Here is a 24,254-nt window from a genome sequence, read left to right as displayed (position 1 = left end):
TAACGGTAATATTTTATGTATGACTGATTTCGAACTTAGCGACGCGCTCATACCAACATTGACGACTTATGCGATTCCGCTGGCGATAGGCGTTGTCGGTATTGTTCTCATTGTTCTGTTGCTTCGTCAGCTCTACCAGATTTGGTTAGCTGGGCAGGTTCGTAAGAACTGTAATGTTGAGGTTCCCAAAGGAATCAGGATTGGGCGGTCGGATGGTGAGGAAGGAATCGGCAATTTCACCTTGCATTTTCCATATTGGCAGTTCCCCAAGAAAGACGGAACCGCGGATCAGCGTCACTCGAACAACAAGATTTACCAGCCCAAAAGCGTTCTTGAGGTGGCTGGATTCTCGTTCAAATCCGACAATCCGTTGACCTTGTATAGCTTTGTTCTGGAAATGCGTAATCATGGCAATGCTATCGGCTATTCCAATATGGAATCCTTCAAACGTCAGCGTGCGGTTCAGCGGGCCAAAGTACGTCAGAGTTCCACATCCGTCGATGCGATAGTCGCTAGTTTCTCATCTAACCCCAGTGAGTTCGAGCCGTTCTGCGCTGATTTGTACCGGCATTTCGGCTACCGGGTTGCGGTCACTCCGTCCGCCAATGACGGTGGTTTTGACCTGAAAATGACCAAGAATGGCCGCACGTATATCGTGGAATGCAAGTGCTTCGAGCCTACTCACCATGTCGGTCTACCGCTTTTGCGAAAGCTCGTCGGGGCCAATGCGATACAGCATGCGCAGGGCCTGATCTTCATCACGACGAGCACCTATACGTCCCAAGCCATCAAGTATGCCAAGGAATCCGGCATCGAGCTCATCGACGGCAACGCCTTGGTCCGGATGTGCCAGCAAGCCTGGGGCAACTCCCTCCCTCAGCAATCTGTAAACCCGAGTGCCTTCGAGCTAACTCAAAACGACCTACTAGCCCAAATCCCCGAGGATATGTGGCACGAGTTTGTGTAATGTATTTCACCTTGAAATACATGTCCTTTTCAAGGGTAATGAAGAACAGTTCAAAAGTTTGGTAGAAGGAAAGCCACGGACGTCGAAAAGTATGTGTGTTCGACTTTTTAGTTGGGTCAAGAATTTTATATTTGGGGGGGCTCAAGAGACAGCTGGTTTGAATAGTACAACGGGCTATCCGATGAGTGAGTTATATGTAAGAGAGTAAGCTCTAATGTCCTTTTAAAAGGGATGGCAGAGAACTAAACAAATAGAGAATGCAAAGATGCAGTCATACTACTAGAATTGATAAATGATGAGTCAAGACTTTTTTGATAACAAGACGGTTATCGTCAAGGACGATTTGGTGCGTAGGCTGCATAGCGGCGATCGCATCGCAGTTGCTGCATCGATTTTTTCTGTGTATGCCTATGAAGAGCTGAAAGAACAGCTGGAACAAGTTGATGATTTTCGCTTCATTTTTACCGACGAAGCCTTTACTCCGGATATCGGTAGCCCAAAAGAAAAACGGGAGTTTTATATCCCGAAGTTGGAACGTGAGCAGGGGCTGTATGGTACCAAATTCGAGGTCAGGCTACGTAACGAGCTGACTCAGAAAGCCATCGCAGTTGAGTGTGCCGATTGGATTCGTCGAAAGGCGACGTTCAAGTCTCTTTCACAATCCAACGGAATGCCAACATTTCTGTCGATTTCCGATTGCGAAAATAATTGCATGTACAGCCCATTTGATGAGTTTTCTACTAGTCAGCTTGGCACGAGTAAGCCAAAATCCAAACTTGTAGCTATTAGTAGGCAGGAAGGCTTAGCGGCAAGGGGATTCCTTAATACCTTCGATCAAGCTTGGAATTCCGGAGAACTTAGCGATGTGACCGAGACTGTTATCAGCCGGATCACCCAGATGTATCAGGAGAATTCTCCCGAAACAATTTATTATTTGGCGTTATACCGAATTTTCCATGAGTTCCTTGAGGATGTTGATGAGGACACATTACCAAAGGAAGGAACAGGCTACCGCAAGAGTAGGATCTGGAACACCCTTTATGATTTCCAAAAAGACGCAGCGATAGCGATTATCAATAAACTGGAAACCTATAACGGTTGTATTCTTGCCGATAGCGTGGGCCTCGGCAAGACATATACGGCTTTGGCGGTCATTAAGTATTTCCAGTCAAGAAACTGCAGAATTCTCGTGTTGTGCCCTAAAAAGCTCGAAAGCAACTGGACATCGTATACTCAGAATCTGACCAGTAATCCATTGGTCTCGGACAAGTTACGTTACGACGTCCTTGCTCATTCGGATCTTTCGAGGGATGGAGGGACTAGCACAACGGGTATGCCTCTTGACCAAGTTAGTTGGGGTAATTACGACCTCGTCGTCATTGATGAGTCGCACAATTTCAGGAATGGAGCCGACAACGCTTCGAAGAATGATGATAAGCAGAACCGGTATCAAAAACTAAAAGAAAAGGTTATCAAGCAAGGCGTGAACACCAAAGTGCTCATGCTGTCCGCAACCCCAGTGAATAATCGTTTCCGTGATTTACAGAATCAGCTTGCTCTTGCTTATGAAGGATCAGATAAGGACTGGCAGGAAAGCATAGGGCTTCATAACGATTTGGACACTATTTTCCGACAGGCGCAGCAAAAATACAACGAGTGGAGCAAACTCGATGAGGCGGAACGTACTACCACGGCGCTCACGAACATGCTCGATTTTGATTTCTTCAAAATTCTCGATCAAGTCACCGTTGCGAGAAGCCGTAAACACATCCAAAGTTATTATGATATGAACGCCATAGGGCCGTTCCCCAAACGACGCAAACCATTGTCGTATTCACCGGCGTTATCTGTAGATGATGATTCGCTTAATTACGACATGATTTATGAACGTCTGGAACAGCTCAATCTCATGCTGTATTCTCCTTCATCGTTCTTACTATCCAGCAAAGTTTCCAAATACTTCGATGAGGATGGTCAGGGATTGACCACAGCTGGCCGAGAAGAAGGTATCAAACAGCTGATGGCCACCAATCTACTGAAACGTTTTGAAAGTTCGGTAGACAGTTTCCGAAAGACCCTGCAGCGCATTAGCGGCTTCATGGAACAGACTTGCGTTCAGATTGACGCGTACGAGCAGAAACGTAATTCTCATGCTGAAGATGGTAAGGATGCTCAGTTTGGCCTGTCTGATGTTGAAGAAGGATTCGACCTTGACCAGGATGATGACGATGAAATGGACTTCACCACTCAGGGTAAAAACCGATTTAGCCTCTCAGATATGGACTGGAAGACCTGGAGGGGCTATATCCGCCACGACATTGATACGATTCATGATCTTTTGGAGCTTATTCAAGGAATCGATGCTGAGCATGACGCCAAGCTTCAGCAATTGCTTTCATTGATTCAAAACAAAGCTGAGAACCCATTCAATACCGGAAATAAAAAGGTTCTGATTTTCACGGCTTTTGCAGATACTGCTGACTATTTGTATCAGAACGTTAGTGGATACGCCCAAAGTCTTGGTCTTGAAACGGCAGAAGTGACTGGTGCTCAAGTAGGGCGATCAACCATGGCTCAAGTCGGCGGTGACATGACATCGATTCTTGCGTCATTCTCGCCTGTTTCAAAGAACAGAGATCAAACAGCACCTAAGACCGGTAATGCCTCTATTGACATCTTAATTGCTACCGATTGCATCAGTGAAGGTCAGAACCTTCAAGATTGCGATGAGGTGATTAACTATGACATCCATTGGAATCCGGTTCGAATCGTGCAGAGGTTTGGTAGGGTAGACCGTATCGGGTCACCAAACAAAGAAATACAGCTGGTGAATTTCTGGCCAGCGACTGATCTTGACAAATATCTTAATCTCAAAGACCGAGTTAAGAACCGAATGAAGGCTGCCGTCATGTCAGCCACAGGCGATGATGACCCGATTAATGAGGAGGAACAAGGCGGACTCGCTTATCGTTCTCGGCAGCTTAAGGAAATGCGTACTTCGATACCTGACCTTGAAGATATTCAAGGAGGAGTGAGTATTACTGATTTGGGATTAAATGAATTCCGTATGGATCTCATCGATTATCATAAAAATAATCCCAATATTGAGTATCTACCTTCTGGTATTGACGCTGTCGTCGAAGGTGAAGATCCTGGTGTCATCTTCGTCCTTAGAAATATCAATGGAGGAGTCAACATTAACGGCAGTAATAGGCTTCATCCGTTCTACTTGGTATACGCCAGGTCGGATGGGTCCATTCTGCATGGGCATCTTGATCCTAAGGCGACGCTTGATATGATGCGGATTCTTTGCAAAGGGAAAGATAGGCCAGACGAGACGCTCTACAGGCCTTTTAATCGGGAGACTAAAAATGGCAAAGACATGCATAGTGTCTCACTGTTGCTTCAGACTTCGGTCGAATCGATTGTCTTTGGGAATGATGTCAATGCCATGGAGAGTTTCTTTGGCGATAAGGGAACCAGCTTTCTTGACAAAGATGTGCAGGGACTCGATGATTTCGAGCTGATTTGCTTCCTTGTGGTCCGAGCGAAGAGGAGGTAAATATGACAGTTGTGTCATGTGGGCCCATAAACGCCATCAGTCTGGGGCTGCCAAGCGTAACAGCGGTGGATCAGCGTAGGGGCAGGCTGCCCAAGGAAACTTTCTACCGACACAATAAGATAAGCGCCTCATTGAAACGCAGTTTCATCGAGGACGTGGATTCGATTACGGTCATCGCTTCAATCAGGGAGAAAGAAACACGCATTCCTGCCGGCAAGGATGTCAGCGAAATTCTGGTGCTTGCCCTTATGGTGAAACGGCATGTGTTGCCAACTGACGTCATTGAACACATCTCTCGAAACAACGCCAATAAAATAGCCTTCATTTGTAACGATGGTTTGCAGACTATCGCATGCGCATGGCGTCCGGCTCACCAGAGTGTGGGTTTGGAGTCGTCCGTTATTCTTCATGGGGAGTGGCTGGAAACGAGTGAGCTAAGTTTCAAATTATCGGGAGAGGATTTAGACGTGGCATGGGACTCGATATGTTCGCAAATAGAATTTGGCTCGCTGGAAGGTGCTGATTTCGACTGTCGTCTTGCTTTGAAGATTCGGCGTGAGCAGTTGGAGGATGAGCTTGACACTTTACGGGAACGACACATGCGCACTGTGCAGGTGGCGACACGGAACAGGCTGTTCAGTAGAATACAAGATATAAAACGAGAGCTTTCGGAAATCGATGGCATGTAGGAGCAGCAGGATGGAAGTAAATAAGCCAATGATGGACGAGATCAAGACAGCTACAACTGACATTACCGACGAGAATATCCAAAGGATTATCGAGTTGTTTCCGAACACGGCCACTGAGGTTCGTGACGAAGAAACCGGTGAAGTAAAAAAGAGTATTGATTTTGATGTATTACGCGAAGAGCTAGGTGATGTCGCCGAAGGCACACGCGAACGCTACCAGTTCACCTGGCCGGGCAAACGCACCGCGAAAGTCGAGGCTAGAACACCCATCTCCAAAACCCTGAGACCAATCAAGGAATGTAGTAAAAACTGGGACACAACCAAAAATCTTTACATCGAAGGTGACAATCTGGACGCGTTGAAGATTCTCCGCGACACCTATGCCGGCAAGGTGAAGATGATTTATATCGATCCGCCCTACAACACGGGTAATGATCGTATCTATAAAGATAATTTCGCCAAAACGGCTATTGAGAATCGTGCTGACGATGGTACATATGATGAAAGTGGTGGCCGGTTAGTTTCGAATTTAGAAAGTAATGGTCGTTTCCATTCTGATTGGTGCTCGATGATTTATCCGCGCCTGCTGTTAGCGCGAGATATGTTAACTTCAGATGGAACGATTTTTATCAGTATAGATGATAACGAGGTAAATAACTGCGAGCGGATATGCGATGAGATATTCGGAAGAGATAATTTTGTCGCCTGTTTTATTTGGAGAAAAGTTGATAGCCCTAACGACAATCATGCTGTAATTACTCCAGACCATGAATATATTCTTTTGTACTGCAAAAATAGTTCAACAGCTAAGCTGAGGCAGCGTTATGCGCCAGATCTTGTTAAGGCGTATAAGGGTCCTGATAAGCAAGGAAGATATTGGCGCGATAGGTTACTGCGAAAAAATGGTAAGAATAGTCTTCGAAGTGATAGACCAAGCATGTTTTATCCACTTATTTCGCCGGATCAAACCGAAATTTGGCCGATTCGTGAAGATGGTCGAGAAGGGTGTTGGTCTGCTGGTCTCGACAAGGTTAATGAACTTGATAATCATGGGGATTTAATTTGGAAACAGAGAAGTGGGACATGGATTCCATATACCCGTGAGTATGCTGCAGAAAATCCGACAAAACCCTGGATGACTATTTGGAATGATTTACCTGCGATGAGACAAACTAAGTCAGGTATGAAGGAACTATTTAAGTTATCAAATGTGTTTGATACCCCAAAGCCTCCTGCTTTGATAGAGCGTTGTATGGAACTTGCTGGAGTGGATAGGCAAGATATTGTGCTTGACTTTTTCTCGGGTAGTGCAGCAAGTGCACACGCTACAATTGAATTGAATGCTCATGATGGGAATAATCGTAAGTTTATTATGATTCAGCTTCCTGAATCATGCAATAATGACTCCGAGGCCGCCCAAGCCGGGTATAGTACGATTTGCGAAATCGGCGAAGAAAGAATTCGTCGCGCTGGAAATCAAATAGTGCAGCAGATTGAAGAATCGAATACGCAGCTTGAACTTGATGCTAGTCCTAAGAGAGTTCCAGATATTGGGTTTCGTGTGTTTCGTATAGAAGATTCCAATTATAAGGATGTTCGTGTGTTGCCCGGGCAGGTGGAGCAGGGTGCTCTTACTGATTTTGTCGATAACGTGGAGTCTGATCGGTCTCCGATGGATTTGCTGTTCGAAGTGTTGCCGACTTTCCAGATTCAGTATGATGCCGACATCAAGACAATGGACGAAGAGGAATTTGATAGTTTCACGGTCTTTAACGTGAATGACGGCCAGCTTATTGCTTGTTTCGATGCCGATCTTCCAGAGAAGGTGGTACGTGCTATCGCGGAACTCCATCCTTCATATGCAGTTATGTCTGAAAAAGCGTTCCCGAACAGTGCCGCGAAGACTAATTTCGCCGAGATTTTTAAGCAGTGCGGTGTCAATGGTAAGCCAGTGACTATTACCAAGGTGTTGTGACCAAAAGTTATGAAATTCAAATTTTCACAGTACGAGTATCAGTCTGATGCTGCCAAAGCCGTGGTTGATGTGTTCAAAGGTCAGCCTCTGCAGGGGCGACTGAGCTATGTCCGTGACCTGGGTGTCAGCAAGACCGATATTAGGCAGAATATGCTTCATGGGAACGTAGGTCTTTTCGCGGGTTCCGATATGGACGATTCGGCTGGCTACCGTAACGCGGATATCGCGCTTGACAAGCACGGTCTTCAGGACAATCTAAAGAAGGTACAGGGGCGCCAGGGGCTTCCTACGTCCAACGAGCTGTATGAAGGCAATGGAGCGGTCGAACTTGATGTTGAGATGGAGACAGGCACCGGCAAAACCTTCGTCTACACTAAGACGATCCTTGAGCTCAACCGCCAGTACGGGTGGACGAAATTCATCATTGTCGTTCCGTCGATAGCCATACGTGAGGGCGTGGCTCAGTCGTTGGAATCTACTAGGCAGTATTTCTATACCGCTGGTGTGGATGGGACTGAGGGGTATCGTAAACGACTCAATTGGTTCATTTATGATTCTGGCAACCTTACTGAATTGGATAGGTTCGCGGGCAGTTCCGACATCCAGGTCATGATTATCAACATGCAGGCGTTCAACACCTCAATGAAAGAGAAGGGGAAAAGTAAGGCTTCTCGCATCATGTTTACCGAACGTGACGAGTTCGGCTCCCGTAGGCCTATCGATGTCATCAGCGCTGTGCGTCCAATCGTGATTCTCGACGAGCCACAAAAGATGGGTGGCAAAGCGACCCAGAAGGGCATCGGCCTGTTCAAGCCGCTGTTCGTGCTGAACTATTCGGCCACGCACAAGCAACACCATGATCTGGTGTACAAGCTCGACGCGCTGGATGCATATAACCAGCGTCTGGTAAAACGTATCGAGGTCAAGGGTTTCGAACTGAGGAACATGAGCGGCACCGATGAGTATGTGTATCTGCAGGACATTCGTGTAAGTCGGAACAAGGCCCCGCAGGCAGTGTTGGAATACAAAAAAATCAATGCAAGCGGACGCATTGTCACTGCGATGGGAACCTTCAACGAAGGCGATAACCTATATACCGCTTCCCGTGAGATAGAGGCCTATCGCGATGATTGGCAGATTGCGCCCGATGGTATCGTCCCGGATCAAGATGGCAGGCTCGGATACGTTCGTTTCCTCAACGGCGTCGAAGTGCATCGCGGTGAAGTCATCAATGATTCCAGCGAGCGTGATCTTCGGCGTGTGCAAATTCGGGAGACGATTTGGAGCCACTTGGAGAAGGAAGAGTCTCTCTGGGAACGGGGCATCAAATGTCTGAGCCTGTTTTTTATCGATGAGGTATCCAAATACCGCCAGTACGATGAGGACAACAAGCCTGTGAAAGGCGAGTACGCGCGCATCTTCGAGGAGGAATACGACAAATGTGTCCATCTTTTCCTCCAGGGGCGGCTTGACGACGGACACGGCTATCTCGATTATCTGCGCAGGGCCGATGCAGGTGATGTTCACAAGGGATATTTCAGTATCGATAAGAATGGCCATAGCGTCGATACCAAAACCAAGGGTAAGGAACAGGTCGGCGACGACGAGAGCGATTACGATTTGATTCTCCGCGACAAGGAACGGCTGCTGAGTTTCGACGAGCCGACGAGGTTCATCTTTAGCCATTCTGCACTGCGTGAAGGATGGGACAATCCGAACATTTTCCAGATTTGTACCCTGAAGCACTCGAATTCCGAAATTAGCAAACGCCAGGAGGTCGGTCGCGGCCTGCGCCTGTGTGTTGACAAGAATGGTGTCAGGCAGGATATCAATGTGCTTGGTGACCAGGTCCAAGACATCAACAAGCTTACTGTCATTGCTTCAGAAAGTTATGCTGAATTCACCGATGCACTTCAGAAGGACATGAGCGCTGAACTTGATCAGCAGCCTGTGTCCATTGACGATGCATTCTTTGCTAAACTTAAGCCTTTCCCGGTGCAGTTACTTTCTGAAGCCGATGATATTAGTAACGATGAGCCGAAAAGATATATTACGTTTAGCAAAGAAGAGTCTAAGAGACTTCACCGTTTGCTCATACACCATTACCTTGTCGATGATGATAATGATCAGTTAACGGATAAATATAAAGAAGTTGGACTGCAACTAAGCAATGAAGAGCTAATAAAGCTGCATATGTCTACGGAAAAGATTAGTGCTGTCACCTATGTTCTAAATACAGTTTTGGAACAAGCGACTGCTAAGAACATGATAGCTAACGGCATGGCTGCCAAGATTATCTCGAATCCACTGAACGACAACTGGGACAAGCGGGAATTCCAGGAACTCTGGAAACGTATCAACCACAAGTATGCGTACACTGTCAACTTCGACGACAAAGAGCTTGTCGATAACGCTATTGAAGCCATCAACGGTACGAATAGTGAGCGAGGTCTTACAGTCAGTAGGCTCTCCTACACAAAGACACAAGGCATCCAGGAAACTTACGCTTCCAGAGACGATCTTGAACATGGCACTCATTTCACAGGCAAGCGAAGCGAAACCTACAATCTAGACTCGGACGCCAACAATGATGTCTCCTATGACCTGCTGGGCGAGATTGCCCAGGCGGCCACGATCACCCGCAAGTGCGCTGCTGAGATTCTCTTCGGCATCAGGGCTGACAAGTTCAGCCAGTTCAAGGTCAACCCCGAAGAATTCATCGCCAAGGTCGCGCGGCTGATTGTTCAGGCTAAGGCCGACATAGTCATTGACCGTATCACGTACAACCGCATCGAAGGGGAGTATGATTCAAGTGTCTTTACCGAACATGTCCCCCAAGACCAGTCTAAGGCATATCAAGCGGATAAGAACATTCAGGACTACGTTTTCCCTGACGGCACTTCAGCTAACAGTGTGGAGGCAAGGTTCGCGCGATCTCTCGATGAGGCCGGCGAGGTTGCGGTCTATGCCAAACTGCCCCGAGGTTTCCAGATTCCGACACCAATGGGAGGCTATGCCCCTGATTGGGCAATCGCATTCAATGAGAATGGAGAAATCAAGCACCTTTACTTCGTTGCTGAAACTAAAGGAACGATGGAAGCTCCAGAATTACGTAGCATCGAGAAAAGTAAAGTCGACTGTGCATACAGGTTGTTCAACAAGTTCCATCTCGCCGATGATGTCCGCTATGAGCAGGTAAACAATTATGAGAATCTGCTTGATTTGGTAAAAGGCCTGGAGAAGAATAACTAATATAATTTTAGGTGCTTGAGATACTGCAGAAAGCTTAATTGAATATTATGGATATAAATGAAGTTCAAAGCGCAGATGGATGTTTACGCGAAGGTAGCGATTCTGTCAGTCCAATAGCACTTAGCAAAGCTGATCATCTTCAGGCCCGTGCTTTTTACTTTTCTACGGCTGCTTATTATACGTTTATCTTGCCTTCATATTTTGACTTTCAACCATTGTTGTCAAACTTATCTGAAAAGTATCCTGAATTTTATCGTCTTCAAAATAATGAAAGGACTGAGGTTCGGTCCAACGTTGCAAACTATCGCTTGTTGTGGAACAAGGATGGAGCTTATGCATGGCGCCCTATGGAATTGGCGCATCCGGCTCTTTATGCTAATTTAGTAGCGTTAATGACGACGGAAGAGAATTGGAAAAAGATTCAGCAACGGTTTCGTTATTTTAGCGATGAGTGTGAAGGCAAAGTTAAAGTTGCTAGTTTGCCTACTATTTCACTTGATCAAGATTCTATTGCAGAGTCGAATATTATGACATGGTGGACAACAATTGAACAAGAATCCATTCGCTTGTCATTGAAATATAAATACGTAACGATAAGTGATATAACAAATTGTTATGGTTCTATGTATACGCATACAATTGCTTGGGCTTTACACGGGAAAGAGGAAGCCAAACGTCATAGAGGTAAATTTGATTTATTGGGGAATACAATCGATTGCTTCATGCAAGATATGAATGCAGGTCAGACCAATGGCATCCCACAAGGTAATGAAATCTCCAATCTCATTTCTGAATTAGTGCTAGGTTTTGCCGATACAGAGCTGGTGCACAAGATTCAGGAAAAGCATGGTGGTTGGGAAACAGGACGATATAAGATTTTACGTTATCGAGATGATTATAGGATTTTCACTAATACTGCTGAAGACAGTAATGAGATTATGCTATTACTTACGGGTGTATTAGCTGATTTGAATCTGAAAATAAATAGTTCAAAGACGAAAGTTTCTGATGACATTATCTCTGTCTGCATTAAAAAGGATAAAATTGACAGACTTATAACTCATCATTTCGATAGAAATTTACAGAAAAATTTATTATTAATCCGAGAATCAGGTAAACGTTATAGGAATAGCGGAAGCTTAAATAAGAATCTAGCGGAATTTAGAAAGAGGCTTGACTGGGTTAAAACAATGCCCAAAGATAATGATGTTTTGTTACCAATAGTGGTAGATATTATGCATGCGAATTCTAGAACATATCCTACTTGTGCTTCCATTATTGGTAAACTTTTGGATTATGAGCGCAATGACGATGGAAAAGTTGGACTCATTGATGCAATTCTGACAAGATTTAATGATATTCCCAATATTGGTTATCTTGAAATATGGTTACAACGAATATCAATAAGCGTCAATCAGAGGTTGGAACATCATTACGACGACTCTTTATGCAGGATACAAACCAATCAAGATCGTTCCATATGGAATAGTGATTGGATTCATGAGAACTTGGATATTCGTGATGTTGTTGAATCGACATGTGTTGTAAATCAAGAAGAGTGGGGCCGTCTAAGTGATGTAATCCCGGTAGCTGAAACAGAGTTGTTCGTAAATGACAGTTATCCAGGCTAATCGTTAGTTTGATTTGGACTATAAAGAAAAGATATAAGTTGGATTCTACTTAAGATGAATAAATTTCAATAATAATCTATTCTATCTGTAGTGCATCAGAGATGTTTTATAAATGTACAGTAGCAATTGTTTCGAGGAGGAAGCGCCCTATGGAAAAAATGATGCAGCGCACAGTTGCGTTTTACCGACTTCAGTTGAGGTCTCGTGAAGATGTTGCGTATAAGAATATTGAAGGCGTCAATTGGGAGAAGCATCTCTCTGAATTTTCAAAATTAAAGTGGGAACAGAAAGCTATAGGAAGTGTACGATATGATGCTTTATTTGTTAAAAAATATCCAGTATTGAGCGTTAGTGAGCAGTTCGATCCCGCTTTTATGCAATTTGTAGATGGAGAGCATCAACGAGTAATGGATTATATGGATAATTATTTAGCTGATGGGAATGGAAGACTAGCTAAATCTTCAGCGTTTGCATTTTTCCCTGACCATGGGTTGGTTGGGCGTGTAAGCGGGTCGTCTGGTAAGAGTACAGAACCATTGAAAAAAGCTTTAAATAATTACTGGCCAGCAGATACTGGATGGGAATGGGACGTTATGCCAGTTATCACAACTGATAGTCTTGAACGCTTTGAAAATGAGCTAAAGGGCTTAACGTCGTTTACAGCATGTTTTACTACTGAACGTAATCTTAGTTCACGTCCTGAAGATGGGGGCGATACCGGCGTTTTTTATAGTAAAATGTCTGATCGGATTGGTGCTGATCTAGATATTGAGCTTAAAGTTTCGCTATCGCGAGGCGGGCCGTTTTCCGTATCTAGTCGAAAGTTTAAAAAAACTGTAAGTGACTTGGTTCATTTTGTTGCTGGTCAAGATAAGCAAATGCATGTCGTTGGTACTGACTTTGCGGATAAAATGCTTGAGCTCAACCTTGTCAAGCATCCCGTAGTAGAGCAGGCGAATATTGTTATCGAAGAGAATGAGCCTCGGCAATTCACTCTTCTGATAAATCATCTTATCGAGATTTGTGCTCAAAAACAGGATTATTTATATGAAATCGTCCAAGAATAATAATCATTTTATGAGCATTGTATTGGGGTTGGAAGACTTCTTAGTTGCTCATCCCAGTATTGATGTTGTAATTTCTGTGCTTATTCTTATCACGTGGATTATTTGCGGAAAGCCAATTCCTGATATTAGTAAGACAGGTTCTAATTTATTTGTCGCGCTGTCAACACTTTCAGGTCTTGTGATGGCTGCAGCTACTTTTATTTGTACAATGACTTATCAATCTGAGTCAAGACACATGCGAATAGTACGTAAACGCTACTCAGGAGAATTATCTAGGAACTGGATAAGTGTAATAATTTGGACTTTCATTGCTGCGGTTCTGCCGCTTATTTCTGTAGTCATCTGGGAGACTCATTTAGTAATTGCAGTCGCATTTTCGTTGTTCGCTTTGGCGATGTTGGTTATAAAGTTCGTAAGATGCCTACATTGGTTGAAGTACACGTTGTTTATGCAAAAAGTGTCTACAATTATTCAAGAACCATTTACTGAAGATGATATGCGACCATTAGTCAAAAATGAGAATAGATAAATGTAAACACTCGATTTGATAACGTCCGGTAAGTTGCGCACTTTCGGTTTTCAGCCTTGATTGCCTGTGTGCGGTGTTCCAACCGTGTCTTTCATTATCGGTTCGAGCAGTGACATGTCCAGGTAGCGGCGGTCCTGCCAGTCCTGGGTGACGTAGCGGATCCTCGCGGTGACGAGCATGAGGGCGCTGCGGCCGTCGGGGAACTGGCCGACCACCCTTGTCCTGCGCCGTATCTCGCGGTTGAGGCGTTCGATCATGTTGTTGGTGCGGATCAGCCTCCAGTGCTCCGGCGGGAACTCGGGCAGCTGGTAGACGGTCGTTTCGCCGATGCCCCCGCGAAGGCACTTGGCGGCCTCCTTCAGTCTTTCCGAATCGAGTTCGGCGGCCACCGATTCGGCCTTGGCCAGGGTCTTGTCGCGGTCCTCCATCGCGAACACGGCCTTGAGCTTGGCGGCGACGGGCTTGCGTTTCCTCCTCGGCACCTTGGCGAGCACGTTGCGCTGGAAGTGGACCATGCACCGCTGGTAGCGGGCATCGGGCAGCAGTTCTCCGACGGCGCGCACCAGCCCCGGGTTACGGTCGCCTATGGCAAGCCTGACGCCGGAAAGCCCGCGGCCGATCATCGAGCGGATGAACGACTCCCAGCTGGCCGAGTCCTCCTTCATGCCCTCGGCCACGCCGATGACCTCGCGCCGCCCGTCGTCGCCGACGCCGATGGCGACCAGAACGCTGACGTTCTCGACGCTCCCGCCCCAGCTCCGTTTCAGCCAGATGCCATCCATGAACACGTAGGGGAACGCGCGCTCGAGCGGCCGGCAGCGCCATGCGTCGATGTCCTTGCAGACTTTCTTGAGGTCGTCGCTCAGGCTCTGGGGCGGCATCCGCTCGCCCCAGAGCACCTGGCTGATGTCGTCGACCTGCCGGGTGCTGACGCCCCTGAAGTACATCTCCATGAGCGCCTCCTCGACGCTCGACTCGCGCGTGCGGTAGCGCTGGATGACCGCCGACTCGAACAGAGCGCCCTTGAGCTTGGGAACCCTGACGGCCATGCTGCCGGCCTTCACGGTCAGCCTCCGATCATAATGCCCTGCGCGATAGGCCTTCCGGCCTTCCCTGCGCTCGTATCGGGCGGCACCGGCCACCTGGTCGGCCTCGGCGTCGAGCATCGCGTTCAAAATCTCCTCGACCTTCGAGGAGACCAATCTGTCGAGCTCGGTCCCGGTACTTGGACTCGTCGACCTGTATGATTCTGCTGGCGGGCATGGTTCCCACCTGCTTTCCAATCAGCGATTATTTGATCTGGCGATTGAAAATCGTACACAGGCAAGGGGCCACGCCCCCTATCAAATCCCAAAACCCAATTTGCGCAAACTAACGGACACTACCTGTTGTGGATAGTGTAAAACCTATATAAAAGTACTGCCGTGAGTATAACGATCGAGGCGTGTAACCATCCACCGGCCAGAAGCCGAAAGCGCGGCGTCGTGGTGCTCGTGGGCATGGGCCGGCTCGAAAGCACCATCAACACCAAGGCGCTTATCATGAGCCAGGTCGACCTGCGCGGTTCGAACGGCGGCACCAAGGAAGACATCGCCGGTGTCTACGAGCTCATGACATCCGGCAAACTCGATCCGGTCACCACCAAGATCCCGTTCAGCGAGATTCCTGAAGGCCTCAAAAAGCTGCAGGCCGGCGACGTCCGCGGTCGTCTCGTTGCCGTGTACGAGTGAGGAGACAGCATCCGTTAAGGTGCAACTAGTCTTTGTTCCGTTGAAGTTGAAAAGTCGGTCAGAATTTAATATTTCGAGTGCATAAGTCCGGATGCGTAGCTGCTATCGGGTTCGACGAACTTCAAGAGAGAATTGGAATAGTCTTGGTTCTCTTTAATGCCATCCACAAGATAAGCAAGTGTTATCAACGATATCCAAACGGATTCTGAATCATAATTAAATTGGCTATATTGCTGTTTTAATGACTTCAGCAAAGGCGGTTCTATCGTCATTTTGCGGTTCCATAAGCGGCAATGATGGGAGCAAAGATTTCGGAGATAAACCATACCGTGAATGATTCCAGCCGCTCGACTTCGGTTCTTACCCAACCGCATCGAGCTACACACTGCGTCAATGGCATGCGTGTTGTTATGCAAAGAGAAGATTTTCGAGACGGTATCGAAGGGGAGTATTTCTACCAAAGCCCAGATCGGAACAACTTCATTGCCCTGCAAGAAATGGTGGATGGAAGATTCGCTGGATTTTCCAACCCATTTATTGATATTTTCGATGAGAGATAGCCGTATTTCTTTGCCGTTTCGGTACGTCTTGTTTCGGTAGACTCGTCGGTCTAAATAGCTGTATGCGTCTCCATGAATCGCGAGTGAATAGGCTAAATGAGCGCGTAGCGTCTGCTCGACGACTGAAGTTCCTTGGAGTATACGTGCACGAAGTTGTTCGTCCTTGAGATATGGAACCATAAAATCTTTGACTGTCGTTCCAGGGCGAAATATATCGTTGCCTTGTTCAGGATTAATTTGGAAACAGCGAAAGTATCCTGAAAGACGGTAATAATTGCAATCCAAGAGAATTCTTCGCAGAGTTTCGGTATCGCGAACTTCCAGTTGCCGTTCGTTGACTAGCAAATCGACCATTTGATCTACTGTTTTTGCCTCTTTCATTCCCTGCCTCTGCGTAGGTGTGAAAGGACCCTCGATTTGAGCACTGTAAGTAGGCTTGAGGGTCACTGTTACTATTTAATATCTCATACGGCATGGATTTCGTCTGTTTTGAGATATTTTATGTCTCAGATGATACGCGACATGTCTCGCATGCTTCATTTATTGCTCTATATGCTACAAACGAAGGCACGGCTGTCGAAATCGGCTTGCGTTCGTACAATGGCATTATGACCAAATTCCTCGTATTTACGGCGAATCCGGAACCGGAGTCGCTGACGCAATATATCGGCAAGGCGTTCCTCGAGGGCGCGAAAAGCAAGGGCGCGGACGTCGAGTTCGTCGACCTGCACGCCATCGGTTTCGACCCGACCTATCGCATGGCCGACCGCAGGCAGTACCTCAACGAAGGTCCGATGCCCGACGACGCCGCGGCCCTGCAGCAGAAGATTCTCGACGCCGACGTCATCGCCATGGTCTGCCCGATTTACTGGTGCTCCATGCCCGCGATGATGAAGGGCTTCACCGAGCGCGTGCTCTGCCGCCACTTCGGCTACAACCCGGACCACAGCAAGTCCGTGATCGCCGACAAGAAGTTCCGCTTCATCATGCTCACCGGCAGCTCCGAGCAGTGGTACCACGAGTCCGGCATCCACGACGCCATCTACAACCAGGTCATCTACTACATGTTCCACCATTACTGCGGCGTGAAGGATGCCGAGTTGGTCTACGTCGACAACCTTGAGATGGGTGACGATTCGGTTGAGGCACGTGAGGCCGCGTCCAAGCACATCGAGCGCATCAAGGAGCTTGGCGCCTCGATGGTGTGAACGCGGAATCGGTGAACGCTGCCAGCAGAGGTCAACGCAAGCGCGAAAGCGGAGACTGGTGCGGGATGCGAGCGGCAGCCAATCCTCAGATGTAGTTGCATGAGCGGGTCATATTCGTAAGATCGACCCGCTTTTCATTTTCGCAGCACGGAATTCATTTGACCGATTTATCATGATTCCGTGCTGCCGCAAAATAATAGCTGCTTTTCGGATTGTTGGAATTCCAACGATTAGCCAATCGTCAAAATGATGCCAGAGTCGATTCCGCAGCATTGAAGCCACAATGAACCCGAATTGATCGTTCAATGCTACGAGCGCACAGCACCGAAGTCGCAATGGGTCTATTCCGATTTTTCAGTGTTATGTCAACCTTCCAATGCTATATATGCAGCACTGAAGCATAAGACACCGCAAAATATCATTGAATGCTTTCGAAAGTTCCGTTTCCGGCAATGGTAATCGCCGGCCGCGTGAATTTCAGCGTTCCGTAGCCGTTCTGTAGCTCTTCCGTAGCAGCTTCGTATCCGTTCCGCCGCCGTTTGTGCCGCGGAACAAGGCGATGAACGCCCTACTTCCGCTCGTCGGTGATTCGCCACTCGCGCACGATATTGCCGTCGGCGCCCAGCGAATAGATGACGTTGTGAATCCGTTGCTCCACCCTCGCGTCGGTCGCCTGGTCCCAACAGACGCCGTCGGGGTGGTCGCTCGCGATCGGACACCATCGGTACTGCCCCTGCCGCATGTTGGCGGTGGGCACCCAGTCGATCCGGTTGACCCGCCACGTACCCGGCTTGCCGCGCTTGCCCGCGAACTGGATGCGCGCGCTCACGCCCTGGTTATTGACCTCGTTGCCGGGAATGTACGAAGTCACCGTCACCGCGTTGCCGAGCCCATAGACGATCCACGTATTGTGATAGTGCTCGATGGGTTGTGCGCAGTGGCATCCGGCCCCGTAGATCACGTCGAACGCCCCGGTGTCGGCGAGCTCGTGCGCCTCCGAGACCTGCCACGAATCGGCGTAATCCAGGTATTCCTGCACCGAGTGCATCGCGATCGCCACCACGTCCGCGCCCTGCTTGCGTGCCGCGTTCGCCTTCGTGACGGCCTTCTGAATGTCGGCCTCGTGGTTGGGGTCGCCGGCCTCGCGCAGCCGGTCGACCTGCCAATCCTGGTCGGCGGTCATGCCGTTCAGGGAGACGGTGCCGGTCAGGAGCCCGAGCTTGCCGCCGCCGGTGGGGGAGGTGATGACCAGTGGCTTCATCGAATCGGCCTGCGTCTTGTACGAGCCGGTCTGCGCGATGCCGTCGGCCGCGAGCGTGTCCCACAGCCTCGCGATGCCTTCGCTGCCTTGGTCCCAGGAGTGGTTCGTGCCGTGCGTGCAGGCGGTGTAGCCCACGTGCGCCGCCGCGTCCGCCACCTCAGGAGGAATGTTGAAGATCGGATACGCCGTGTATGGCCCGCCGCGTTGCGCGATGGGCGTCTCGAACTCGCAGATCGCGATGTCGGAGGACTGGATATACGGCTTCATCGGCGCGAAGAGCGGATCGAAGTTGAAGGCCGTGCCGTCCGTGGCGCTCGGATTGTTCTGGAAGTTCTTCCACAGCCCCTCGTGGAAGAGCAGGTCGCCGTTGACGAAGATGGAGATGCAGTCGTTGTCGGGGCAGTCCGGCGAGTTGCCGTGGTGCGTGGTCACCGGTTTCGGCGTGGCCTTTTTGCTGAGCGCGACGGTGTTGCCATTGGCCCCGTTTTCGCCGGACGCGGTCGATGAATGATAGTGCTCGAAGCCGATGAACAGCGCGACGCAAGCTACGACGATGATGGCCAGGATGACGAGGATCGGCGTCACCGTGCGGGTTGATGCGCCGGTTCCGCTCCGCCTCGCATGCGCCGAATGATAGGCCGTATGCCTCGCGTCGTGTCGTGCCTTGTGTCCCATCGCACCGCTCTTTCTCTCACGTCATTGTTGATTCCACCATACCCGCGTTGGCTTTGGGCCGTGCCGAGTAAGAGTATTTTGTATTGCGTCGCGTTGGCGGATGGGAGATTGTTGAGGAATGGTTTGGGGAATTAAGTTGCAATGGTTATTGAATAACGCCCATTAATTAATGGCATTATTTTTAGTACCCAAAATGGTGAGAGCGAAATATGCTCGCATTTGCGCATTCGGCTATTGCCGACGTTGGTATTCCAGTTAGTTGAACCCGAGATAACGGCGACGATTCCGCTGAAGCATCCACGGGTCGGGGGAATAGACGTTCGCTTCAGGAATGGCCCGCCCGTCGGCCGAACGGAACGTGCCATCGGATTGCCGTAATATCCGTGAATCCCTGATGGCATTGAGGAATACCCGAGTCTCGCGGTCGGTCTCGAAAGGGTAAGGAGTGGTGCACCACACCGGGTCGGCTTCGATGATGAAAGTGTCGGGTTGGCTCCGTGTTCGCGTCTGTATCTGCACCTGTGCCTCTTCTTTGTTTCTGCCCTTCTGAGCGCGGAAACCGACGATGATGCTGGCGTCGCCCAGCCCTCCGATTCGCGCGGCCTCGCTTGCCGCCTGTTCCGCAAGCTGCTGGTATTCGCCATGGAACGTCGCCCTGTCGAACACGGTGGCGATCTCATGGCTGTCAGGTGTCAGATGCACGCAGTATCCGCAGGACGCCACCGCATCTCCGTCGTGGACGATGACGCACCATTCCTCTGCGATCCCAGGTATATGGCCGTTGACGGTGACCAGCGAATCCAACGGTGCGCTCGCAAGATCATGCTGCAGCGTGGCCAGGTCGCGTCGCGCCGCGCGGAACTCGGGCACCCGTCCCTGGTCAAGTTGCGACCAAGGTTCCTCACCCAATTCAGCAGGCATCCGTGTCCAGCTCAAAATGTCGGCTACGGAGGTGGTCAAGGTCGTGCGTCCAAGCAGTTCAAAAGGCAATGACGACATCCATCCAGCAGCCGGCGTCTCAAAAAGCAGTGGCTCCATGCCTTTGGCTTTCCGCCATTCGTTGAGTGCGATGAGCAGGTCCGGCGTGACCCAGATACCCTCGGAATCCTTGATATCAAGCGCCGGAGCAAGCCCGTTGTCGTGCGCGAGCGTCCACGAATCCGAAGAATCCGAAGCGTCTGCAAGTCCGGCAGTTCCGCAAATGTGACATTTGTCCAAATAGTCCTCGAAGGCGTTTTGGACCCAGGAAAGTGTGCAGATTATGCGCATGATGACCATTCTGGATATCTTTCTGGCAAGTGGAGCAATCGGTTCTCCAAGCCTACCCAGCCTGACGAATATCCGAAAACCGTTGAGAAGTCTTACGTTTGGGTTGCGGAGCCGGAGAAATCCAAAGTCTTTCTGCCACTCGCGTCCGGCCCCTTGCCTTATTCCCGCTTATCTGGCAGCGCAACAAGACAGACAGTTTTGCATTGCTTAGTATGGCTTCCATGAGGCGGCAACGCTTCTCAAACACAAGTGAATAAGCCAAACACGCGTTTCGTCCCGTCGCGGGCACCATTGTTCAACGGCCTGGCAGACGTTCGAAACAAGTGACAACAACAAACCAGCAAACGCAACAAACAAGGAGCAACATCATGACCAGGATCGCCGTTTTCGTCGGATCGCTGCGCAAGGACTCATTCAACATGAGCCTCGCCAAGAACATCGAGCGTCTCATGCCCGAAGGCTTCGAGTTCGACTACATCGATATGGACCTGCCGCTCTACAACCAGGATCTCGACGGCGACATGCCCGCCAAGGTCCTCGAGATGAAGAAGACCGTCGAGGCCGACGACGGCGTGCTCTTCGTCACCCCCGAGTACAACCGCAGCTTCTCCGGCGTCATCAAGAACGCCATCGACTGGGCCTCCCGCCCGTGGGGCCAGAGCTCCTTCGGCGGCAAGTCCGCCGCGATCATCGGCGCCTCCATGGGTGCCCTCGGTGCCACCCAGGCCCAGCAGGCCCTGCGCAACGTGGCCCTCTTCCTTGACATGAAGCTCATGGGCCAGCCCGAGGTCTACTTCAACGCCGCCGCCAGCCTGGACGAGGCCGGCAACGTCGTCGAGGGTTCCAAGGACTTCCTCAAGGGTTTCGCCGACGCCTTCGCCAACCACGTCGCGGCCAACAAATAAGTCATTTCAGGCCTCGATGTGTGAATGCTGTCACGTTTTCCCGTCCTCGACGTCCCATAAAGGGGTGCTGGGCGGGAGAAAGTGATAAATTACCAGTAGACTTGTGTCTTATAGACACATTGCGGACGGCCGCACAACCAAGCCGATGGGGTTGGGGTGCGGCGACGAGTTTCGATTCTGCGGAAGGGGAGTACATTGGCTCTTGAAGAGACGGACATCGTGGCGTTGGCGGCCAAGGCCGAGACTGGAATCCAGCAGTACAGCCTGACCGTCGTGAACGCGGGCATCTCCGAACCTTCCAGCACGCTTCGGCTGGCGAACGAGGTCGCGCAAAAGACGGCCGAATACATGGGCAAGCAGGGCAAAGAGGTCATCGTCACCACGGTGACGCTCAAGGATTACGCCGACGACATCGCCGAGGCGTCGATCACCTTCAAGCCCTCCGAGCGCCTCGCCGAGGCCATCAAGACCGTGACCTCCAGCGACGGCCTGATCGCCGCCTCGCCGATCTACAAGGCTTCATATTCCGGGCTGTTCAAGGAGTTCTGGGACGTCGTCGAGCAGGACGCCATCGCCAACATGCCGGTGGTGCTCGCCGCGACCGGCGGTTCCGACCGCCACGCCCTGGTGCCTGACGTCGTGATGCGCGGGCTCTTCGCGTTCTTCCGCGCCGTTCCCGCCGCCACCAGCCTCATGGCCACCAAGGAGGACTTCGATACCCCCGAGTTGGTCAGCCGCGAGGAGCGCGCCGCCAGCGAGCTTGGCGCGTTGATGCTTTCCGGCGTGCGCCATCAGGCGCCCGTTGAGCCGGCGAGCAACTTCAACTGGTGATGAACCGGCGATGAACCGGCGACGTGCTGGCGATATGTTGAATGAGTCGCCGCGGTCGACTGGTTGATCGCACGAAGCGCCACTTGATGGTTTGGCGCTTTTCGAAACCGTATGGCTATGAATGGGCCGGGACTTTGGTTCCGGTCCTTTTTTCTATGTATGGGGCATGGTCTGCTGGATGGGGAAGGGCGGTTCGATAGTCCATAAATGTCTCGTTTCCGCATGTCCCGCAACAAAGTAATCCCGCCCGGGCTTGCAGGTTGGTGTCCATAATATTTGGATGTGGATTTTGAGGATTTTTGGTGTCGCGGCACGCCGATGTGTCAGCCGAAACCATAAGATTCTTGCATGTCAGAACTTAGTGATTTGTCAAGCGCCAGTAGGCCTATCACCTAACGATAAACAAGTCGAACCAATGGTCGAAATGGCGTTTAATTAATTCATTTGACATACTTAGGAAATCCGTTGTACTATGTCTCTAAGCGTTGAGAGACGTGGATTCAGTGGCATATAAAACACTCGCAAAGGAGCATCATATGGGTTTGTGGGACGTTGACAAGATTGAATATGTCGGGCACGACAAAGGAGTCAAAGAAGAGCTCGGCTTCCATTACTATGACGCGGACCGTGTGGTCGCCGGCAAGCCGATGAAGGACTGGCTGCGTTTCGCCGTGGCCTGGTGGCACACCTTCGACCAGCAGCTCGTCGACCCGTTCGGCGATGGCACCGCGCACCGTCCTTATTACAAGTACACCGATCCCATGGATCAGTCGTTGGCCAAGGTCGATTACGCCTTCGAACTCTTCCAGAAGCTCGGCGTTCATTACTTCTGCTTCCATGACCGCGACCTGGCGCCTGAAGGCGACACGCTGCGCGAGACCAACGCCAATCTCGACAAGGTGGTTGACAAGATCGAGGAGAACATGAAGGCCACCGGCATCAAGCTGCTGTGGAACACCTCCTCGCTCTTCACCAATCCCCGCTTCGTCGATGGCGCCTCCACCTCGCCGTTCGCCGACATCTTCGCCTATTCGGCCGGCCAGCTCAAGCACAGCCTGGAGATCGGCAAGCGCCTCGGCGGCGAGAACTACGTCTTCTGGGGCGGCCGCGAAGGCTACGAGAACCTCTGGAACACCGACATGGCCCGCGAGAAGGACCACATGGCCGAGTTCTTCCACATGTGCGTGGACTACGCCAACGAGATCGGCATGAACGCGCAGTTCCTGATCGAGCCGAAGGCCAAGGAGCCCTGCAGCCTGCAGTATGACTTCGACGCCTCCACGGCCATCTCGTTCCTGCAGAAGTACGACCTGATGGGCACCTTCAAGCTGAACCTCGAGGGCAACCACGCCAACCTCGCCACCCACACCTATCAGCATGAGATCCGTGTGGCGCGTGACGCCGGCGAGCTCGGCTCGCTCGACGCCAACCAGGGCGACAAGCTCATCGGCTGGGATATGGACGAGTTCCCGACCGACCTCTACGAGACCACCGCGGTGATGTGGGAGGTCCTCGCCGAAGGCCAGATCGGCCCTCACGGCGGCCTGAACTTCGACGCCAAGCCGCGCCGTAGCTCCTTCGAGGCCGAGGATCTGTTCCGTACGCACATCGCGGGCATGGATTCCTTCGCCGCCGGCCTGCTGGTCGCCGCGAAGATGCACGATGACAAGTTCATCGAGGACCTCGTCGCCAAGCGTTACAGCTCCTACGACTCCGGCATCGGCAAGACCGTCGAGGACGGCACCGCCACGCTGGCCACCCTCGAGGACTATGCGATCGACAAGCCGCAGAGCGAGCTCATCGCCTCCACGCACTCCGATCACCTCGAGAGCGTCAAGGCCACGATCAACAACTACATGATCGAGGCCCTGAGCGAGTAATCCGTTCAATCCCAAGGAACCTGCCACGCGGTGAATGCGTGGCGGGTTCCGCCCATACCAACAAGCGATGCAGTGTTATCGGTTTCACATCGCCGTGCGATAGCTGTGCCAGCAACGTGTTTCATTTCAGCCCTCGAGGTTGAGCAACCTGGAACGAGATGCGATTTTCAAAGCAATGTGCCATGAAAGTGGCACAGCTGTAAGTATTTGACCATCAATAAGTCATATCTTTTGATTTTTTGCGCAAGGTGTCATCCCTTGCG

General features: G+C 50.3%; 16 protein-coding genes and 1 pseudogene. 13 read left to right on the top strand and 4 right to left on the bottom strand.

The features are described from left to right. The first annotated feature begins 19 nt into the window (after positions 1 to 19). The 8 genes from OZY47_RS06010 (at position 20) to OZY47_RS05975 (ending at position 13,672) form a co-directional block, all read left to right on the top strand. Complete coding sequence (locus OZY47_RS06010) at positions 20 to 967, top strand: restriction endonuclease (RefSeq protein WP_277177444.1); 948 nt, start codon at positions 20 to 22, stop codon at positions 965 to 967. Positions 968 to 1,259: 292 nt separating this feature from the next. Continuing rightward, entirely contained in the window at positions 1,260 to 4,529 is a 3,270-nt protein-coding gene (locus OZY47_RS06005; RefSeq protein WP_277177443.1) for a helicase-related protein, read from the top strand. 2 nt (positions 4,530 to 4,531) lie between these two features. Continuing rightward, a complete protein-coding gene (locus OZY47_RS06000) occupies positions 4,532 to 5,218 on the top strand; it encodes a DUF4391 domain-containing protein (RefSeq protein WP_277177442.1) in 687 nt (228 codons plus the stop codon). 10 nt (positions 5,219 to 5,228) lie between these two features. Continuing rightward, positions 5,229 to 7,193, top strand: coding sequence for a site-specific DNA-methyltransferase (locus OZY47_RS05995; protein WP_277177441.1), 1,965 nt, complete (start codon positions 5,229 to 5,231; stop codon positions 7,191 to 7,193). Between the two features lie 9 nt (positions 7,194 to 7,202). Next, positions 7,203 to 10,445, top strand: a complete 3,243-nt coding sequence (locus tag OZY47_RS05990; RefSeq protein ID WP_277177440.1) for a DEAD/DEAH box helicase family protein — start codon at positions 7,203 to 7,205, stop codon at positions 10,443 to 10,445. A 47-nt stretch (positions 10,446 to 10,492) separates the two neighbouring features. Continuing rightward, positions 10,493 to 12,076, top strand: a complete 1,584-nt coding sequence (locus OZY47_RS05985) for an RNA-directed DNA polymerase (RefSeq protein WP_277177438.1) — start codon at positions 10,493 to 10,495, stop codon at positions 12,074 to 12,076. A gap of 149 nt (positions 12,077 to 12,225) precedes the next feature. After that, positions 12,226 to 13,143: an ImpB/MucB/SamB family protein gene (locus OZY47_RS05980; protein WP_277177437.1), complete on the top strand. Its 918-nt coding sequence runs from the start codon at positions 12,226 to 12,228 to the stop codon at positions 13,141 to 13,143. A 10-nt stretch (positions 13,144 to 13,153) separates the two neighbouring features. Then, positions 13,154 to 13,672, top strand: coding sequence for a Na+:H+ dicarboxylate symporter (locus OZY47_RS05975; RefSeq protein WP_277177436.1), 519 nt, complete (start codon positions 13,154 to 13,156; stop codon positions 13,670 to 13,672). A 50-nt stretch (positions 13,673 to 13,722) separates the two neighbouring features. Here OZY47_RS05975 and OZY47_RS05970 read toward each other — a convergent pair. Beyond that, positions 13,723 to 14,935, bottom strand: a pseudogene (locus OZY47_RS05970) (IS256 family transposase). A 161-nt stretch (positions 14,936 to 15,096) separates the two neighbouring features. Between OZY47_RS05970 and OZY47_RS05965 the strand changes: the two are divergent. Then, a complete protein-coding gene (locus OZY47_RS05965; protein ID WP_277177435.1) occupies positions 15,097 to 15,402 on the top strand; it encodes a hypothetical protein in 306 nt (101 codons plus the stop codon). A gap of 65 nt (positions 15,403 to 15,467) precedes the next feature. Here OZY47_RS05965 and OZY47_RS05960 read toward each other — a convergent pair whose 3' ends face one another. Then, the gene (locus OZY47_RS05960; protein ID WP_277177434.1) at positions 15,468 to 16,343 is read right to left on the bottom strand and encodes an Abi family protein; all 876 of its coding nucleotides are present in this window, start codon (positions 16,341 to 16,343) and stop codon (positions 15,468 to 15,470) included. A gap of 227 nt (positions 16,344 to 16,570) precedes the next feature. On the opposite strand from OZY47_RS05960, the gene OZY47_RS05955 reads away from it, so the two are divergent. Continuing rightward, the gene (locus OZY47_RS05955; protein ID WP_277177433.1) at positions 16,571 to 17,170 is read left to right on the top strand and encodes an NAD(P)H-dependent oxidoreductase; all 600 of its coding nucleotides are present in this window, start codon (positions 16,571 to 16,573) and stop codon (positions 17,168 to 17,170) included. Positions 17,171 to 17,738: 568 nt separating this feature from the next. Here the strand turns inward: OZY47_RS05955 and OZY47_RS05950 are convergent. Further along, entirely contained in the window at positions 17,739 to 19,106 is a 1,368-nt protein-coding gene (locus OZY47_RS05950) for a CapA family protein (protein ID WP_277177431.1), read from the bottom strand. Positions 19,107 to 19,361: 255 nt separating this feature from the next. Continuing rightward, on the bottom strand, positions 19,362 to 20,384 hold the full coding sequence (locus tag OZY47_RS05945; RefSeq protein WP_277177430.1) for a hypothetical protein: 1,023 nt from the start codon (positions 20,382 to 20,384) through the stop codon (positions 19,362 to 19,364). Positions 20,385 to 20,743: 359 nt separating this feature from the next. On the opposite strand from OZY47_RS05945, the gene OZY47_RS05940 reads away from it, so the two are divergent. From OZY47_RS05940 to xylA, 3 genes are all read left to right on the top strand, one after another. Continuing rightward, positions 20,744 to 21,280, top strand: coding sequence for an NAD(P)H-dependent oxidoreductase (locus OZY47_RS05940; RefSeq protein ID WP_277177429.1), 537 nt, complete (start codon positions 20,744 to 20,746; stop codon positions 21,278 to 21,280). Positions 21,281 to 21,475: 195 nt separating this feature from the next. Beyond that, positions 21,476 to 22,111: a CE1759 family FMN reductase gene (locus tag OZY47_RS05935; RefSeq protein WP_277177428.1), complete on the top strand. Its 636-nt coding sequence runs from the start codon at positions 21,476 to 21,478 to the stop codon at positions 22,109 to 22,111. A 536-nt stretch (positions 22,112 to 22,647) separates the two neighbouring features. Beyond that, positions 22,648 to 23,991, top strand: a complete 1,344-nt coding sequence (gene xylA, locus OZY47_RS05930; RefSeq protein WP_277177427.1) for a xylose isomerase — start codon at positions 22,648 to 22,650, stop codon at positions 23,989 to 23,991. Positions 23,992 to 24,254: the final 263 nt, after the last annotated feature.

This window comes from Bifidobacterium sp. ESL0790, assembly GCF_029395435.1.
Lineage (GTDB): Bacteria > Actinomycetota > Actinomycetes > Actinomycetales > Bifidobacteriaceae > Bifidobacterium.
This window is presented reverse-complemented; position numbering and strand designations above follow the sequence as displayed.

What these genes read in the sequence shown, in the direction of transcription:
- OZY47_RS05990 (WP_277177440.1), top strand. Translation starts at nt 7,203, where the DNA reads ATGAAATTCAAATTTTCACAGTACGAGTATCAGTCTGATGCTGCCAAA.
- OZY47_RS05985 (WP_277177438.1), top strand. Translation starts at nt 10,493, where the DNA reads ATGGATATAAATGAAGTTCAAAGCGCAGATGGATGTTTACGCGAAGGT.
- OZY47_RS05975 (WP_277177436.1), top strand. Translation starts at nt 13,154, where the DNA reads ATGAGCATTGTATTGGGGTTGGAAGACTTCTTAGTTGCTCATCCCAGT.
- OZY47_RS06010 (WP_277177444.1), top strand. Translation starts at nt 20, where the DNA reads ATGACTGATTTCGAACTTAGCGACGCGCTCATACCAACATTGACGACT.
- OZY47_RS05950 (WP_277177431.1), bottom strand. Translation starts at nt 19,106, where the DNA reads ATGGGACACAAGGCACGACACGACGCGAGGCATACGGCCTATCATTCG.
- OZY47_RS05995 (WP_277177441.1), top strand. Translation starts at nt 5,229, where the DNA reads ATGGAAGTAAATAAGCCAATGATGGACGAGATCAAGACAGCTACAACT.
- OZY47_RS05945 (WP_277177430.1), bottom strand. Translation starts at nt 20,384, where the DNA reads ATGGTCATCATGCGCATAATCTGCACACTTTCCTGGGTCCAAAACGCC.
- OZY47_RS06005 (WP_277177443.1), top strand. Translation starts at nt 1,260, where the DNA reads ATGATGAGTCAAGACTTTTTTGATAACAAGACGGTTATCGTCAAGGAC.
- OZY47_RS06000 (WP_277177442.1), top strand. Translation starts at nt 4,532, where the DNA reads ATGACAGTTGTGTCATGTGGGCCCATAAACGCCATCAGTCTGGGGCTG.
- OZY47_RS05960 (WP_277177434.1), bottom strand. Translation starts at nt 16,343, where the DNA reads ATGAAAGAGGCAAAAACAGTAGATCAAATGGTCGATTTGCTAGTCAAC.
- OZY47_RS05940 (WP_277177429.1), top strand. Translation starts at nt 20,744, where the DNA reads ATGACCAGGATCGCCGTTTTCGTCGGATCGCTGCGCAAGGACTCATTC.
- OZY47_RS05955 (WP_277177433.1), top strand. Translation starts at nt 16,571, where the DNA reads ATGACCAAATTCCTCGTATTTACGGCGAATCCGGAACCGGAGTCGCTG.
- OZY47_RS05980 (WP_277177437.1), top strand. Translation starts at nt 12,226, where the DNA reads ATGGAAAAAATGATGCAGCGCACAGTTGCGTTTTACCGACTTCAGTTG.
- xylA (WP_277177427.1), top strand. Translation starts at nt 22,648, where the DNA reads ATGGGTTTGTGGGACGTTGACAAGATTGAATATGTCGGGCACGACAAA.